We start from the raw sequence: 15,763 nt of genomic DNA, 5'->3' as shown, positions 1-15,763 counted from the left end.
CCCTCGCTCCCTGTCCGGCGATCGCCCCGGCGGGTCATTCGCGAATACCCCCGTGGGGGGAGGCGTCCTCCCCGGCGGTGGGACGCGGCAGCCGGGGTCCGAGCGCGAGGGTGGGGTCATGGCATCCGATCCCGCTCCCCCACTCCTCTCGGTCACCGACCTGCACAAGTCGTACGGCCGAGGTTCCGCCCGCTTCGACGCGCTGCGCGGGGTGACCCTCGACATCCACCGCGGCGAGAGCATCGCCATCCTCGGCAAGAGCGGCTCGGGCAAGTCCACGCTCATGCACCTCTTGGCGCTGATGGACGCTCCCACGCGCGGCACCGTGCGCCTCGACGGAGTGGATGCCACGACCCTGCGCGGACGCCGGCTCAACCGAACGCGCAACAAGACCTTCGGTTTCGTCTTCCAGCAGTTCTTCCTGACGCCGACCGCGTCGGTGTTCGACAACGTCGTGCTGCCGCTGAAGATCGCCGGCGTGGGGCGCGCCGAGCGCAAGCGTCGAGGGCTGGCCGCCCTGGCCGAGCTCGACATGGGCGACAAAGCCCGCAACAAGGCCACGGCCCTGTCGGGCGGACAGAAGCAGCGCGCGGTGATCGCGCGAGCGCTCGTGAACGACCCGCAGGTGATCTTCGCCGACGAACCCACCGGCAACCTCGACTCGGCGACCGGCGCGGTGGTGGAGGACATCCTCTTCCGCCTCAACCGGGAGCACGGCATCACCCTCATCGTCGTGACGCACGACGAAGAGCTCGCGGCCCGGTGCGACCGCCGCGTGCAGATCCGCGACGGACTGATCGTCGCCGAAGAGCGGAGCGCGGTATGAAAACCCTCGACCTCGTCGGCACCGCCGTCGCCAACACCTTCCGCTCGAAGACCCGCACGATCCTGACGGTGCTGGCGATCTTCGTCGGTGCCTTCACCCTCACCATCACCAACGGACTCGGAACCGGCATCAACGCCTTCATCGACAGCACCGTGAGCGCGATGGGCGCCTCGGACGCGCTGACGGTGACGAAGACGAGCACCGACGCCGCGGCATCCACCGCTCCTCAGAAGTACGATCCGGATGCCATCTCGTCGGGGCGTCAGGCGGGCCCTCCGGGATCGACGAGCGAGGTGACAGCGCTCACGGATCAGGACATCACGACGCTCGCGGCGGTGCCGGGCATCGCGCGGGTCGTACCGGTGAAGTCCGTGACGATCGACTACGTGCAGGCGCCCGGCGGTGACCCGTATGTCGCGCGGGCCGGGAGCCTCGTGGCGGGACAGACGCCGCAGCTGGGCGCGGGGGCAGCGCCCGACGACGGTTCCGAGACGTTGGAGGTCGCCCTCCCCGACGCCCTGGTGGTGCCGATGGGCTTCGCCGGCGCCGAAGCGGCCGTGGGTGCCACCGTGACCATCGCGGTCACCGATCCGGTGCGCACGCAACACACGGTCGAGGCGACGGTGACCGGGGTGACCGAGGAGGCGTTCGGCAGCACCACGACGCTGACGACGAACGCCGCGCTCGAGAACGCCCTGTCGGCCGCGCAGAACACCGGCGTCCCCGCCGACCAGCTCGACCGGTACGCCTCGGCGAGCGCGACGATGACAGCGGACGCGGACGCGACCGAGGTGAAGGCCGCGCTCACCGATGCCGGCTACACGGGCACGACGGTCGCCGATCAGCTGGGCACCTTCGAAGCGGTGATCAACGGGATCGTGCTGGTCTTGAACGCCTTCGCGATCATCGCGCTGCTGGCCGCGAGCTTCGGCATCGTGAACACCCTGCTCATGTCGGTGCAGGAGCGGACCCGCGAGATCGGCCTGATGAAGGCGATGGGTATGGGGAGCGGACGCGTGTTCTCGCTCTTCAGCCTCGAGGCGATCTTCATCGGTCTGCTAGGCAGTGCGCTCGGCGCAGTCGTGGCGATCGGGGTGGGGACGGCGGTCAGCGCCCAACTCGCGACGAGCCTGTTCAGCGACCTCCCCGGCCTGCAGCTCATCGCCTTCGATCCGGTGTCGATCGTCGTGACGACGCTGGCGGTGATGGGGATCGCTTTCCTCGCCGGAACACTGCCGGCGGCGCGTGCCGCGCGCGCCGACCCGGTCGAGTCGCTGCGGTACGAGTGAGTCGAGGGCCGGTGCGCGGGAACATTCTCGGGCACCGGCCCTGGACGCGTCGACGGCGTAACGTGGACCCGCTACTCGACGCCGAGGGAGAACATGGACGCCGACGTCATCATCATCGGGGCGGGCCTCGCCGGCCTCGTCGCCAGCAATGAACTGGTGCGCGCGGGCAAGCACGTGATCATCGTCGAGCAGGAGAATGCGGCCAACCTCGGCGGGCAGGCCTTCTGGTCGTTCGGCGGGATCTTCCTCGTCGACTCCCCCATGCAACGCCGCCTCGGGGTGAAGGACTCCCTCGACCTCGCCTGGCAGGACTGGCAGGGTTCCGCAGGCTGGGACCGCCTCGACGGCGCACACCCCGAAGACGAGTGGGCGCAGAAGTGGGGGCGGGCGTACGTCGAGTTCGCCGCCGGCGAGAAGCGCTCGTGGCTGCAGCAGCAGGGCGTGAGGTTCACCCCCGTCGTCGGCTGGGCCGAGCGCGGGTCGCTCAGCGCCGGGGGCCACGGCAACTCGGTTCCCCGCTTCCACGTTCCGTGGGGAACGGGCACCGGGATCTCGGAACCCTTCGCCGACAGAGCGAGAGAAGCGGATGCCGTCGACCTGCGGTTCCGCCACCGGGTCGACGAATTGGTCTTCACCGACGGCGCCGTGACGGGCGTGCGCGGCGCGGTCCTCGCCCCCGACGATTCCCCGCGCGGGGTGTCGTCGTCACGCGAGGTGGTCGGCGAGTTCGAGCTCTCGGCGCAGGCCGTCGTCATCGCGTCGGGCGGCATCGGCGGCGACCACGAGCGCGTGCGCCGGTGGTGGCCCGAGCGCCTCGGTACTCCCCCGCGCACCATGGTCACCGGCGTGCCCGCCCACGTCGACGGCCGCATGCTCGACATCGCCGCGGACCAGGGAGTGCGCCTGGTGAACCGCGATCGCATGTGGCACTACACCGAGGGGCTGCAGAACTGGAATCCCGTGTGGCCGGGTCATGGCATCCGGATCCTGCCCGGTCCGTCGTCGATGTGGCTCGATGCGCGCGGTCGCCGGTTGCCCCTCCCGGGGCTGCCCGGGTACGACACCCTCGGCACCCTGAAGATCCTGCGATCGACGCCCGATCTGGTCGAGTACGACTACTCGTGGTTCGTGCTCGATCAGACGATCATCAAGAAGGAGTTCGCCCTGTCGGGGTCGGAGCAGAACCCCGACATCACCGACCGCGACCTGGCTCTGCTGCTGCGCACGCGGCTCGGGCGTGCCGCTCCCGGCCCCGTCGAGGACTTCAAGCGGGAGGGAGCCGACTTCGTCGTCGCCGACACCCTGGCCGAACTCGTGCGCGGCATGAACGCCCTCACCGGCGACGACCTTCTCGACGAGGACTCGATCCGCCGGCAGCTCGAGGCGCGTGACCGCGAGGTCGTGAACCCGTACTCGAAAGACGCTCAGACCATCGGCATCCAGAACAGTCGACGCTTCCGCGGAGACCGGCTGTTCCGCACGGTCCCCGCCCACGCGATCCTCGACCCCCGCCACGGCCCGCTCATCGCCGTACGACTCTGGATCGTCACGCGCAAGACGCTCGGCGGCATCCAGACCGACCTCGACGGCCGCGCCCTGAACGGATCCGGGATGCCGATCCCCGGCCTCTACGCGGCGGGCGAGGCCGCGGGCTTCGGCGGCGGCGGGGCCCACGGGTACAACGCCCTGGAAGGGACTTTCCTCGGGGGCTGTCTGTTCACCGGGCGGACGGCGGGGAGGGCGTTGGCCGGGGTCGTGTGAGGGGTGGCGGCCGGCGCGCGCGACTCGGTGTAGCACCGCGGCCTCGGGCCCGTGTGGAGCGCCTGATCTGGGGGAATGCTCCGCTGCCGCCAGCATGCAATCCGTACACTCGACACGTGACCCCACCGCCCGCCGACGAAGCGTTTCGCGCGCAGGACTCGCGGATGCAAATGCGGCACAGGGTGCTGTTGCTATGGACGCTCGTCGTGGTGTGCGTCGGGGCGAGCGCACTCATCTGGGGTCTGTGGGTCATGCCGGTGTCGCGGTCGGTCGCGGAGGCGCAGACGGTGCCGCTGGGCCAGACGGTCGAGCTGCCCACTGAGGGCGTCACGGGAGTGTGGGCGTCGGGCGTGGCACCGCTGCTGGGACTCGTCGAGTGCCGGGCCGAGACCGCCGACGGGCGCGCACTCGGCATCTGGTCGGTCCCGTCACCGGGGTGGGACGACACCCTGTGGTGGATGACCCACGGCGACGGCTTCTCACCTGTGCAGAGCATCGCGGATGCGGGCGGCGCCGCCGCATCCGTCACGTGTTCGTCGCGGCTCGACGCGTACGACGGGAAGTTCCGGCTGGCCGGCGACGTGACCGGCGGCGGTAGCGGCGTGGGGCTCGGACGGATGGGAAACGTCGACTATCCCGCCGGCACCCTGCTCGCGCTCGGTGCCGTGGGACTGCCGCTGTTCGCCTTCCTGATGACGATCGTGCTCCTCGGGCAAAGGCTCCGTACCGGCGGCTCGGCCTGATAGCCGCGATCGCCGCGACCCCGTCCGACGATCAACCGGAGGCCGCCCGGTGGCCTACGCTTCCGGGAACAGCGGACCGATCACGGCCCACGCCTCATCCGAGATCACCTCACGCGACACGACATCCAGAATCGCCCGAGGAGCGCAACCGGGGGTTCAGCAACGTGCCCTAGCGCGAGACTTCGAGAAACCGGCGCGTATCCTCGGCGATCTCGCGCGAGAGCGTGTGGTGCAGGTAGTGCTCGTCCGCCATCTGCATCACCTCGCCCCGGTCGACGGATGCCGCCTGGGCGCGGTGAAGATCGACCCATCCCTCGACGTCATCGTCGGCCTCGCGCACGAACAGCAGCACCGGGAGGTCGGCGGGGAAGCGTCGACCGCTCGCGTCGGCGACGTTCGTCGATGCGTGGGCCATCTCGTCGAGCACGGTCGGCGCCGCGGAGTTGGCGTTCGTGAGCAGACGCATCTGCTCCCTCTCGTTCGCGCCGTACGGCAGTCCCTCGTACGGGTCGGGGGCGAGCGCTCGAAGGGCGCGGGTGAGGCCGAGGGTGTTCAGGAGGGCGAGGGAGTCGGTCGCGATCGGCTCGTCACCGCCGGGTTGGTCCGGCACGCTGCTGTCGATGCCGACGAAGGCCGTCACCTCGTCGCGATACGCCTCGACGTAGGTCAGCGCGTAGATGCCGGAGATCGAGTGCCCCATGAGCGCGTAGCGGTCGACGCCGAGGTACTCCAGGGCCGTGTGCACCTCGCGCGCGATATTCGCGGCCGTGCGCGGCTCGTCGGTCTGATCGCTCAACCCCGTGCCGAACGGCTCGACGGCGACGACACGATAGGTGTCGTCGAGCTGGTCGATGAGCGGCGCGAAATCGAGGCCGGGCGCCGCGGTGCCCAGGCCCGGCAGCAGCACGATGGTCTCCGCGTGGTCACCGTTGATGACGACGTTCATCGAACGATCCCCCACGGGCACCCGCTCGCCGTACGGGGTGATCTCCGCGGCCTCGGCGCGGGTGGCCACGGCGTTGACGGTGGCCGTGGTGGCCAGCGTCACCGCGAGGACGCCGACGATCGCGGCGGGTGGGAGCAGGAGGGCGAGGCGGGTGGATTTCTTCACAGGGATCCTTCGGGTCGAGGTTCCTCCAGTCGACCAGTGGCTGCCCGTGGGCGGGAGAGCCTTCGGTCACCACTCGCGGTGACATTTGTCACCGAAACCACGACAGAGGGCCCCGCGCGATGCGGGGCCCTCTGGGATGAATGGTCGTGCGGGCGTCAGGCCCGCGCGGCCGCCGAGGTCATGGGGCACTCGAACGGGTCGCGGGCGGCGAGCCCCACCTGGTTCAGGTAACGGATGACGATGCCGTACGACTCAAACAACGTGGTCTCGACGTAGGGGACGTGGAGCGTCTGGCTGTGCTCCTTGACGATCGCGCGTGCCTTGCTGAGGTGCGGGCGCGGCATGTTCGGGAACAGGTGGTGCTCGATCTGGTAGTTCAGCCCGCCCATGAGCCACGTGGCCCACCAGCCGCCGGAGATGTTGCGGGAAGTGCGCACCTGCTTGCTGAAGAAGTCGAGCTTCGCATCGGGAGCGATGACGGCCATGCCCTTGTGGTTCGGCGCGAACGAGGCGCCCATGTACAGACCGAACACCGCGAGCTGCACGCCAACGAAGGCGAAGGCCATGCCGAGCGGCAGGAAGACGAACACCGGAGCCACGAAGACCGCGAAGCGCAGGGCGATCAGGCCGAGCTCCGTCCAGCGACCCTTGACCGGCTCCTTCGAGAGCAGGTGGCGCAGACCGATGAAGTGAAGGTTGGCGCCCTCGAGCGTGAGCAGGGGGAAGAACGCCCACCCCTGGCGCTGGGTGATCCAACGCTGCAGGCCGCGCGCCTTGGCGGCGTCGACCTCGATGAACGAGATCGTGTCGATCTCGATGTCGGGGTCTTTGCCCACGCGGTTGGGGTTGGCGTGGTGACGCGTGTGCTTGGAGGTCCACCACGACAGGCTCATGCCCACGACGCCGGCAGCGAGCCACAGCGCGAGGCGGTCGTTGGCCTTACCCGAGGAGAAGATCTGCTTGTGCGCGGCCTCGTGGGCGAGGAACGCCACCTGGGTGAGCAGGATGCCGAGCGCCGCGGCGATCAGCAACTGGAACCAGCTGTCGCCGAGCAGGACGAATCCGGTGATCGCCCCGCCGAACCCGAGGGCGAGGACGGTGCCGACCATCGCGTAGAACCGGCGGGCGCGAACGAGCAGGCCCGTCTCTCGGACGACCTGCGACAACTCGGTGTAGGCCTTGGCCATGGGCGGGAACTCCGTCGTTCCCTTGTAGGTCTGACGGATCGGTCCCATCCGGGACTCGATGACGGGTGCAGCCAATGCGTGCTCCTCGGTGGGGGTGACCGAAGTCTTCGACGACGAAAGCGGATGCCGACGACGTGAGGGCCACGCTACGGGGGCGGTATGCGCCACGACGTATACGCCGACGCCGGAATCGGCGGAAATCCGCATATTCGCCGCCCCGCGCGCACATTCTGCTCAGACAATTGCCAGCCTCAGGACACAGAACGTTCTTTTCGATGCGTCCGAGGCGCCGATCAGGTGGCGCGTGTCATCGACGACCTCGACGGCACGTGCTTTCGAGCCGCCCGCCTGAACGGTTCGGAACCATGAAGCAAGTTGCGACGATAAGCAACCCACCCCCCGAAACCGTCTGCCCCCGCAAGACGGGGCGCACACTGGGGAAGATGCGACAGGTCAGCTACGCGGGTGGACGGTTCGTCACCACCGACGAAGTCGCCGACGCGCTCCTTCACCTCGTCGTGGGGATCGCCGCGACCGGCGTTCCTCAGCGGGTTGAGGTGCCCATCGTCGTCGAGGGCGACGGTGGCGGCCAGGAAACCGCGTGGATGACCGTCGGCCCATCGCCCGCGATGCTGAGTGTGCCCCTCGCCTGGGTCGGCGAGGTGCCCGACTTCTCCGATCAGGTCACCATGATGCGGATGCAGGCGTCCTACCCACGAACGGCGATCACCATCGCGCCCTCGTCACTCGAAACCTGGGACCCGGCCCCCGTCACGTCGTGGGACGACGAAGACTACTACGGGCTGTGAATGTGCACCCGACATCATCCGTCGACCGTGGAATCACCGGCTCCCCGCGAAGTGCGGCGCGCTAATCGGTGAACTATTCGATTTCACAAAATGCCCGTAAAAAGAAAATGACGAGAAAAAATAATGAGCGTAGAGTCGGCGATATGTGGCGCACTCTCGTAATTCTGCTCGCCGTGTGGGCGGTGCTGACAGTCGTGGGATTCGCCTTCCAGGGGCTGCTCTGGCTCGCAATCATCGGCATCATCCTGTTCGTCGGCACGTTCCTGTTCGGCGTGATCCGATCTCGGACACGTCGGCGCGCCTCCTAGAACCAGCCTTCGTTCGAGCCATTTCGACGGGGGACCCTCGCGTTCAGTTCGCTCTGCGACGCCTGCCGAAAAGTCGAGATCATATGACCAGTTCCCCTTCGCCCGCCTCCGATCGCTCGGATCTGCTCGGTCTCACGACGGTGTTGGCGGGCTCGCTTCCTCGAACCCTGGGCACCCCCGAAACTCCCGACACCTACCAGGTCGACGCGGTGTTCTCTCGCCGCCCCCTCCCGGAAGAGGTGGTGGCGATCCATTCCGCAGCGACGCAGCAGGCGCTGGCCACCGCCGGATACCCGTCCGTGACCGTGCGCGTCTCCGACCGGCGCCTCGAGATCCGCAATACGACCCTCGAACAGCTCGAGACGGGACTGGCAACCGTCCTCGCCGATCAATTCGCATTGATCACCTCGCACATTCGCGAAGAACAAGCCACGGCACGCAAGCTCGTCGAGGACGCAGCCGGCGCGGAGGGCACCCGCATCGATGCCGTCGCAGCACGCGCAGGACGCATTCGGTTCCAGCGTTCCGGCGACGCCGGCTGACCTCGAAGACCCCGCACAGGTGATCCCGCCGCTCGAGGGGGAACGGCTTCGAGACCGCGAGTTCTGAGAGAACATGATCGCCACGACAACACCGGGCCGTTTCGCAAACAGTCCTCTCGGTCGACATTGTCTACCTCTGTTCCAACAAATCGACGACCTCGGTTACGGCGGCGCAACTCCGCCAGGTTTCCGACTGCATCGGGAGTTGTGGGCGCGAGTTGCAACCGCGCGTGAAGCGTGGCTGGAACCGTTTGAGCGACAATCAGCGCGTTGATGTGATCTTGACCGCGCTGTCTTCTTCGGCGGCAACAACGGCTGGAGCGGCTCGCATGAGAAGCAACATGCCCGGAACCTCCTCTTGCAGCACGTCCGAGATAGCCGACTGGATGCCGATGCGGCCGCGTCTTACGTCATGTCACAAGGCGTATCAGGCAAAGGCTCCCGCCGTCTACGCGAGCTGCTGGGACGCGCCTGACACCCCTTTGCACGCCTCTCGAAAGGGAAGCTCTAGTAACACTCGCCGACGAGAGGAAGGCCGTCGGCGAAACGGGGTTGGGGCAGGCCTACTCGCGGCATCACCCATCGCTAGGCTCTCGCCCCCGGTCGCATCGCGTTCCTGCGCTCTGCGTCCGCCGCCTACCGGGCAGAGTGGGACGTCGCGGCCTGACGCTTTATCCCAGGAACGAGGAAATGCGCCTCATCGCAGCGCTGGGCGGAGGTGGCGCAGTGCTCTCGCGCACGACAAGTTGCGGTCGCTCTGAAGAGAAGCGGCGCCCGGTCTCGCCCGCGATCTCGTTGAGCAGCAATTGCAGACCGCGCCGGCCGAGGCCAGCAAAGTCCTGGTCCACGGTGGTAAGCGCGGGCGTCCAGAGCGCCGCCAGAGGATGGTCGTCGAAGCCCGCGACGGAGATGTCGTCGGGAACGCGGCGACCAGATGCGACGATTCCGCGAATCACACCCATAGCGATCTCGTCATTGCCACAAAATACGGCGGTCACTGTTGGGTCGTCTGCAAGCTTCCGTCCGATTTCGATGCCGGACCGCGGATCCCATGTGGCGTCGGCTAACGGCGGCATGGCCGCACCGCGGCGCTTAAGAGCGCGTCTCCAGCCGGTAGTCCGTCCGTCCTCGCGGCGCGAGGGGGGCACGCGCACGTGGTGGACGGTGGCGTGACCCAAGTCGAGGAGATGATCGGTGAGCTCTTCTGCCGCCCGAGCCTCGTCGAGGACTGCCTGACGCAGTCCAGGCTCCCGAACACCCGACAGTGCCACGACCGGCAGGGCAGATGGGATTCGGTGCAGCGCGGCCACTCCGGGCGGGTCGAACTTCAACACGCAGACCCCCGCGAGCGGCTGCGCGAGCGTCGCGGCAATCGCGCGGTCGATCTCGGCCTCGTCGGTGCTCTCGACCACGGTGATCATGACCGTGTAGTCCTCGGCGCGGGCGGCCTCCTCGATGCCTCGGATGGTCTCGGCGTAGCCGTACTGCGAGGTGTCACCGGCGATGACAGCGATCACCTGGGCCTTGCGCGAGGCGAGGACGCGCGCCGCAGCGCTCGGCCGGAAGTCCAGCGCCGCGATCGCCGCCTCCACCGCCTCGCGCCTGCCCGCACTCACCTTTGCGGCGCCGGTGAGCACGCGCGACACCGTCGGAACCGAGACCCCCGCCCGAGCGGCCACGTCGGCGATCGTCGCCGGCTTGGTGCGGGGGTTCTCCATCGTGCTCCGTCCTTGGGACGCGGCGATGGTCATTTGACGGCGCCGCTGGTGATGCCTGAGATGATCTTGCGCTGGGCCACCATGAAGGTGATCAGCAGGGGCAGGCTCATCAGAATGATGTACGCGAAGATGAGGTGCCAGTTCTGAAGGTACAGACCCGCGCTCGCTACCTGGTACAGGTTCAGCGGAAGCGTGTCGAGTCGACCCCCCACGACGAACAGCGCGTAGAACACGTCGTTCCAGATGTAGAGGCAGATGAGGATCGTCGCCGTCGCCAGCACCGGCATGAGCAGGGGCAGGATGATCTTCACGAACACCTTCACGGGCGACGCGCCGTCCACCCGAGCCGCCTCCTCCAGCTCGAGCGGAATGGTGCGGACGAACCCGGTGACGAAGAAGATCACCGTCGATATGTACATGCCCATGTACACCCCGATCATGCCGATCGCGGTACCCGCGAGACCGAGCTGACGCAGCAGCAGCACGATCGTGACGACCGCCGGAGGCAGCACGATCCCGCTGATAGCGACGGCGTAGACGAAGGCCAACCCCTTCGACTTCCGGCGACCGAGGATCCAGGCCGCCATCGAGCCCAGGATCAGCACGCCCAGCACGGCTGGCACCATCACCAGGACGCTCCCGCCGAAGGCCGCGAGCATGCGACCGTCGCCGATCACGGTGGCGAAGTTGTCGAGGAGGTGCCACTCCGACGGCAGCGCCAAAGTGGGCACAAACGCCTCGGCCTGCGTCTTAGACGCCGTGAGCACCGTGAGCAGGAACGGGATGCCCAGCAGCGCGACGGCGACGATGATCGCGGCCACAGGCTGCGCGACGCGGGCGAAGGGGCGTCGTCGGCGCGGTTCTCGGCGCGTGCGCCCGGTGGTGATGGTCATCGTCTGGCTCACAGCACGTCCTCCCGCTTGCGCAGAACCCGGATGACGGGGAAGGCGAGGACCGCGACGACGAGGAAGAGCACGAGGCTCATCGTCGTCGCCTGTGCGAACAGGCCTTGGCCGAAGGTCCGGAAGATAAAGATGTTCAGCAGTTCGGTGGTGCCGCCGGGGCCTCCGGCGGTGGTCGCCTGCACGATGTCGAATCCGTTCATCGAGCCCAGCAGAGCGGTCGCGACGTTAAAGGTCACCGCGGGAGCGAGCAGCGGGAAACGGATCGAGCGGAAGGTCGTCCACCACCCGGCGCCGTCCAGACGCGCGGCCTCGATGACGTCGTCGCTGATGGTCTTGAGTCCCGCGAGGTAGATGAGCATCGACAGGCCCATCCACTTCCAGGCGTGGATCAGGGCGACGACGACGATCGTCCACGTCGTACTGCCGAGCCACGCGATGTCGATGTTCTGCCCGGTGAGGGTGCTCAGGATGCCGTTGAGGGCGCCGTCCGGCTTGAGCATGGCCTGAAAAATGTAGCCGACGGCAAGGGCCGACATGATCACGGGCACGAAGAAGGCGACGCGCAGCGTCCGGTTTACGCGGGTGTCGCATTCGAGGAGGAGTGCGAGCGCGAGGCCGAAGAGGTTCTGGAAGATCGCGACGAGCACGGCGTAGACGAGGGTCACCGTGAGGGCGTTCACGAGGGAGCCGTTCGAGAACAGCGAGACGAAGTTGCCGGGGCCGATGAAGTCGATCGAGCTCTTGAAGCTCGACCAGTTCGTAAAGGCGTAAACGAAGTTAAAGACGGTGGGAATGGCGAAGAACACAACCAGCACCGCGAGTGCCGGGATGAGGAACCACAGGGGATGGTCCTTTGCGTGTCGCCCTCGCGGGGCGATCCTGGCCGACCGTGGCGGCGGCGTCACCGTACGAGGACGCTCGAGGGTCGAAGTCATGAGGGGTTCCTCCCGGGGAAGGGGGCGCCGGATCGGGTTCCGGCGCCCCGGGTGGGTCAGAAGCCGGGTGTTCCGATGGCCTTGGCGAGTTCAGCGAACTGCGCCTGGGTGGCTTCGGCTACCTGAACGGGCGTCTTGGTGCCCTGGATCATGTCGCCGAGATTGAGGTACAGGTCGGGATTCGCGACCGCGAGCGCCTGCATCGAGCCGACGGAGCCGCCCAGAGACTTGCTCACGTCGAGCAGCGCCTGCGGGACCTCCGACGAGGACGCGACCTCTGCCTGCAGCGACACCGTCTTCTGAGTGGTGACGAAGTCCGGGTACCCGTCACCGAGCCAGTACGACAGAAGCTGACGCGCAGCGGCCTCGCGCTTGGCATCCCCCGTCTTGAAGGCCACGAGAGCGTTCGCCTGGTCGGGGATGAAGGTGCCGACGTTGCCGGTAGGGGAGATGGGGAAGAAGCCGATCTTCTGGTTGAGCTCCGACGTGTCGGCGAGCGACTGCAGCTGGCCGAAGAACGAGTTCACCTGGACGGCCATGGCGGCCTCGCCCGACAGCAGGGCCGGGCCCTGGTCCTCGAACGTGGCGGTCTTGAGGTTGCTGTTGAACAGCCCCTCCTGGATCAGACCCTGGTAGGTGTCGATGGCGCCCTGGATCGTCGGGTCTGTGAACTTCTCCTTGTTCTCGTTCACGCGCTCCCACAGGCCTTCCTTGGCGGCGTCGGCGAGCTGCACCTGCACCCACCACTGCGTGGCCCACGGCGTGCCGCCGCCGAAGTCGAAGAACGGCGTGACGCCCGCGGCCTTCAGCTGGCGTGCGTCGGCGAGGAACTCGTCCCAGTTGCCGGGCGTCTGGGTGATGCCCGCCTTCGCGAACACCTCCTTGTTGTAGTACACGCCTTCCACGGCCGGCGTTGTGATGAGCGCTGCGTAGCGGGTGTCGTCGAGGATGCCGGTGATGTCCTTCAGCTCCGGCGTGTACTTGTCGATGAAGGGCGCACCATCGAGCGGCTGCAGGTTGGTCGACGCATTCAGAGCCGTCAGCTGCGACGCGGTGGGCTGCCAGAACGCCAGATCGGGCTTGTCTCCCGTGGCGACCTTGGTCTGCACGCTTTGCTCGTACGGGTCGGGAATAGTCACGACGTCGACGGTGGCGCCGGTGGCCGCCTCGAATCCCTTGACGACACTGTCCGGGATCTTGTTCGAGTTCTGCGCGGCCCAGATCGTCAGCGTGGTGCCGTCGAGCTTGGTGTCCTGCGCGGGCCAGTCGGCGGGCCCGGCCGCGGCGCCTCCTCCAGCGCCGGGGTCCGAGCAGCCGGCGAGGGCGATGGCCGCGACGGTGGTGAGCGCCGCGGCGGCGATGAACCGCTTCTTCATTGAATTGCTCCTTCGGTGTGATCAGTGTGACCTGGTGCTGGCGTCGGTATCGACGCGGCGGGCCGTGTCGTCAGACGCAGGGTGCGCGCGGCGAGTCGGGTGTCGACGCCGTGCACGTGGAGGGTTCCCGTCGTGGCATCCCAGTCGGTGTGCCAAGAGGGGAGGTCCAGGGGGAAGACCGGGGTCACCTCGACGGATGCGCCGACGAGGTGAGGGAAGTTCAGCGTGACGTCCGCGGTGCCGCCGCGGCGCCAAAGGGAGACGAGGTCGCCGTCCGCTCCGCGCAGCCCGAGGGCGAGCCACGGGTCGTCCCAGCGCGGCAAGCCGAGGGGCCAGTGCGGGTGGGACGCAGCTATCTCGATGCGCAGGTCCTTCGCGACGGTGATGGCGGTCGCGACGCGCTCGCGTTGCGCGGCATCCATGCGGTTCAGATGCCCCGAGACGTAGAAGCGTCCGAGCAGACCCGTGACGAGGCAGAACGCCGACTCCTCGGCATCCATCTCCGGCTGCGGATATGCCCAGCTCGCGGCCTGCTCGGGAAGGATCGACAGGGGTGAGCTCACCGCGATCGCGGGGTACTTGCGGAAGTCTTGCTGGTCGGAGGTCGACTGCATCGCCAGGCGCGACAGCATCGCGTAGTCCATGCGCATCGCGCCCGAGCTGCAGTTTTCGATGATCAGCGCGGGATGCCGATCCAGTACCCCGTCGAGCCAGTCGAGGACGGCGCGGTTGTGCTTGAGCAGTCCGTCGCCCACGCTGTCGGCGTCGTGGTCGGTGCCGGGGCCAGGGTTGATGTTGTAGTCCATCTTGAAGAAGCCGACGCCGAAGTCTGCGATCAGCCGATCGACGACCGCGTCGAGGTGCGCGCGGGCCGCGGGGTGGCGGAGGTCGAGGTGGAACCGGTCGTGCTCCACGACACGCTCGCCGTTGCGCTGCAGGAAAGCCTCTGCGGGGAGACGCTCGGCGAGCGGGCTCCGGATGCCGACGACCTCCGGTTCGAGCCAGAGCCCTGACACCATGCCCGCGGCGTGGATGGCGTCGATCACCTCGCCGAGACCCCCGGGGAAGCGCGTGGTGGAGGGCAGCCACTCACCCACCGTGTCCCACCAGTGGCCCGAGTCGTCGTACCAGCCGGCGTCGATGCAGAACACCTCGGCGCCGACCTCGGCTGCGGCTGTGATGAGCGGAAGCAGCTTCTCGGTGGTCGGGTCGCCGTCGAGTGTGTTCATGTAGTCGTTGAAGATGACGGGCATCGCCGCGTTGTCGGGGTGTGGGCGCCGACTGGCACGTCGGTGATCGGTCAGCGCGTCGGCGGCGGCGGGAGCCGCGGAGCCGAAGGCCACTGTTGCGGGGACGCTCTCGAAACGGTCGGCGGGAGCGAGAACGTGCGACCACCCTGCGTCGGCGTCGGTCGGGCCCGAGAGGGCGAGGTAGCCGCCGGCGGTGTCTTCGCCGATCTCCCATCGCCAAGCGCCGTTGTGCTCGATCTGCCACGCCAGTGCGAGGTGCGCCGCGCGGGACTCGAGGATGCCGGTGGGAAGCTCGTGCGCGGTGGACCATGTGCCCGTGGAGACGGCCGCGAGGCTGCCGCGGGGGTTGTGTCCGGTCAAGTGCTCGGCGAGGGGGACGAAGTCGGGGCCGCGCAGGGGCGTGCGGGACCAGCGTCCTTCGCCGAGCCAGTCGCTGACGCCTGTGAGGCGCTCCCACTCAGAGAGCGCGTCGCCCTCACTGCCCTGGTCGGTGAACCCGCTGACCCAGGATGCCACGGCGCGTAGGACGATGCGCCCCTCGCCGACGTTTCCGACGACGACCCGGCTTGTCACGGCCGCCACGCCGGCGTGGGCGGTCAGCTCGATGCGCGCCTCGAGATCGCCCGAGCGCTGCAGGATCGCCAGGGTGTGCAGGTCGTTCTCGACGCTCTCGTCGTGCGCCACGTAGCGCATGCGGGCTCCGTGCTCGGTGTGGGCGAGGCGTCCCGACGCGGGGCGGTGGCCGGCGTCGGCGGTGAGCACCTCGACGAACGGCACGCGGTGCACGGTCCTCGTGTGCCCGGAGACTTCGACGGCGGTGCACGCGACGGGTTTCTCGGCATCCCACCCGAACGTCAACGTCACCAGGTCGTTGCCCCAGTCCAGGGTGGAGGTGGGAGCCGCGCCGGTGGTCACGGGCTGCATCGTCGTCATTCGTCTCTCCGTCGTGTCGAACTGTCGAGGACGCTAGCCCATTGTGAAAGCGTTATCAACTCTCTCTTGA

General features: G+C 68.0%; 14 protein-coding genes. 7 read left to right on the top strand and 7 right to left on the bottom strand.

The genetic code is table 11. The features are described 5' to 3' along the window. Positions 1-118 precede the first annotated feature (118 nt). The 4 genes from NE358_RS05860 to NE358_RS05845 all read left to right on the top strand — a co-directional run bounded on the left by NE358_RS05860 (position 119) and on the right by NE358_RS05845 (position 4,619). Complete coding sequence (locus NE358_RS05860) at positions 119-826, top strand: ABC transporter ATP-binding protein (protein ID WP_289942315.1); 708 nt, start codon at positions 119-121, stop codon at positions 824-826. Further along, complete coding sequence (locus tag NE358_RS05855; protein ID WP_289942314.1) at positions 823-2,115, top strand: ABC transporter permease; 1,293 nt, start codon at positions 823-825, stop codon at positions 2,113-2,115. The genes NE358_RS05860 and NE358_RS05855 overlap by 4 nt, the downstream gene beginning before the upstream one ends. Positions 2,116-2,208: 93 nt before the next feature. Further along, a complete protein-coding gene (locus tag NE358_RS05850) occupies positions 2,209-3,876 on the top strand; it encodes an FAD-binding dehydrogenase (protein ID WP_289942311.1) in 1,668 nt (555 codons plus the stop codon). A gap of 116 nt (positions 3,877-3,992) precedes the next feature. Further along, complete coding sequence (locus tag NE358_RS05845) at positions 3,993-4,619, top strand: hypothetical protein (protein ID WP_289942310.1); 627 nt, start codon at positions 3,993-3,995, stop codon at positions 4,617-4,619. A gap of 169 nt (positions 4,620-4,788) precedes the next feature. On the opposite strand, the gene NE358_RS05840 is transcribed toward NE358_RS05845, so the two are convergent. Both NE358_RS05840 and NE358_RS05835 read right to left on the bottom strand, forming a co-directional pair. Next, positions 4,789-5,730, bottom strand: coding sequence for an alpha/beta fold hydrolase (locus tag NE358_RS05840; RefSeq protein WP_289942308.1), 942 nt, complete (start codon positions 5,728-5,730; stop codon positions 4,789-4,791). A gap of 155 nt (positions 5,731-5,885) precedes the next feature. Next, the gene (locus tag NE358_RS05835) at positions 5,886-6,992 is read right to left on the bottom strand and encodes a fatty acid desaturase family protein (RefSeq protein ID WP_499318383.1); all 1,107 of its coding nucleotides are present in this window, start codon (positions 6,990-6,992) and stop codon (positions 5,886-5,888) included. Between the two features lie 368 nt (positions 6,993-7,360). Between NE358_RS05835 and NE358_RS05830 the strand changes: the two genes are divergently transcribed. From NE358_RS05830 to NE358_RS05820, 3 genes are all read left to right on the top strand, one after another. Continuing rightward, the gene (locus NE358_RS05830) at positions 7,361-7,726 is read left to right on the top strand and encodes a hypothetical protein (RefSeq protein WP_289942307.1); all 366 of its coding nucleotides are present in this window, start codon (positions 7,361-7,363) and stop codon (positions 7,724-7,726) included. Positions 7,727-7,869: 143 nt separating this feature from the next. Further along, entirely contained in the window at positions 7,870-8,034 is a 165-nt protein-coding gene (locus NE358_RS05825) for a hypothetical protein (protein WP_170210598.1), read from the top strand. Positions 8,035-8,117: 83 nt separating this feature from the next. Continuing rightward, on the top strand, positions 8,118-8,576 hold the full coding sequence (locus tag NE358_RS05820) for a hypothetical protein (RefSeq protein WP_103210536.1): 459 nt from the start codon (positions 8,118-8,120) through the stop codon (positions 8,574-8,576). 671 nt (positions 8,577-9,247) lie between these two features. On the opposite strand, the gene NE358_RS05815 is transcribed toward NE358_RS05820, so the two are convergent. From NE358_RS05815 to NE358_RS05795, 5 genes are read right to left on the bottom strand one after another with little or no spacing between them, the layout of a single operon-like run. Then, entirely contained in the window at positions 9,248-10,327 is a 1,080-nt protein-coding gene (locus NE358_RS05815) for a LacI family DNA-binding transcriptional regulator (protein WP_258873294.1), read from the bottom strand. Next, entirely contained in the window at positions 10,324-11,199 is an 876-nt protein-coding gene (locus NE358_RS05810; protein WP_258873295.1) for a carbohydrate ABC transporter permease, read from the bottom strand. The genes NE358_RS05815 and NE358_RS05810 overlap by 4 nt, the downstream gene beginning before the upstream one ends. Next, positions 11,196-12,134 (bottom strand): carbohydrate ABC transporter permease, encoded by a 939-nt coding sequence (locus tag NE358_RS05805; RefSeq protein ID WP_181904529.1) that lies wholly within the window; start codon positions 12,132-12,134, stop codon positions 11,196-11,198. The genes NE358_RS05810 and NE358_RS05805 overlap by 4 nt, the downstream gene beginning before the upstream one ends. Positions 12,135-12,190: 56 nt before the next feature. Next, complete coding sequence (locus NE358_RS05800; RefSeq protein WP_116238357.1) at positions 12,191-13,510, bottom strand: ABC transporter substrate-binding protein; 1,320 nt, start codon at positions 13,508-13,510, stop codon at positions 12,191-12,193. Continuing rightward, the gene (locus NE358_RS05795) at positions 13,507-15,693 is read right to left on the bottom strand and encodes a glycoside hydrolase family 36 protein (protein WP_289942296.1); all 2,187 of its coding nucleotides are present in this window, start codon (positions 15,691-15,693) and stop codon (positions 13,507-13,509) included. The genes NE358_RS05800 and NE358_RS05795 overlap by 4 nt, the downstream gene beginning before the upstream one ends. Positions 15,694-15,763 lie beyond the last annotated feature (70 nt).

The sequence above is a fragment of the Sphingomonas sp. G5 genome (genome assembly GCF_052660795.1).
The sequence above is the reverse complement of the archived record's forward strand: the minus strand, read 5'-3'. Positions and strand labels throughout refer to the sequence as shown.

Excerpts from the sequence above, each read along its gene's own strand:
- NE358_RS05855 (WP_289942314.1), top strand. The coding sequence starts at position 823 with ATGAAAACCCTCGACCTCGTCGGCACCGCCGTCGCCAACACCTTCCGC.
- NE358_RS05825 (WP_170210598.1), top strand. The coding sequence starts at position 7,870 with ATGTGGCGCACTCTCGTAATTCTGCTCGCCGTGTGGGCGGTGCTGACA.
- NE358_RS05800 (WP_116238357.1), bottom strand. The coding sequence starts at position 13,510 with ATGAAGAAGCGGTTCATCGCCGCCGCGGCGCTCACCACCGTCGCGGCC.
- NE358_RS05850 (WP_289942311.1), top strand. The coding sequence starts at position 2,209 with ATGGACGCCGACGTCATCATCATCGGGGCGGGCCTCGCCGGCCTCGTC.
- NE358_RS05795 (WP_289942296.1), bottom strand. The coding sequence starts at position 15,693 with ATGACGACGATGCAGCCCGTGACCACCGGCGCGGCTCCCACCTCCACC.
- NE358_RS05830 (WP_289942307.1), top strand. The coding sequence starts at position 7,361 with ATGCGACAGGTCAGCTACGCGGGTGGACGGTTCGTCACCACCGACGAA.
- NE358_RS05805 (WP_181904529.1), bottom strand. The coding sequence starts at position 12,134 with ATGACTTCGACCCTCGAGCGTCCTCGTACGGTGACGCCGCCGCCACGG.
- NE358_RS05815 (WP_258873294.1), bottom strand. The coding sequence starts at position 10,327 with ATGACCATCGCCGCGTCCCAAGGACGGAGCACGATGGAGAACCCCCGC.
- NE358_RS05860 (WP_289942315.1), top strand. The coding sequence starts at position 119 with ATGGCATCCGATCCCGCTCCCCCACTCCTCTCGGTCACCGACCTGCAC.
- NE358_RS05820 (WP_103210536.1), top strand. The coding sequence starts at position 8,118 with ATGACCAGTTCCCCTTCGCCCGCCTCCGATCGCTCGGATCTGCTCGGT.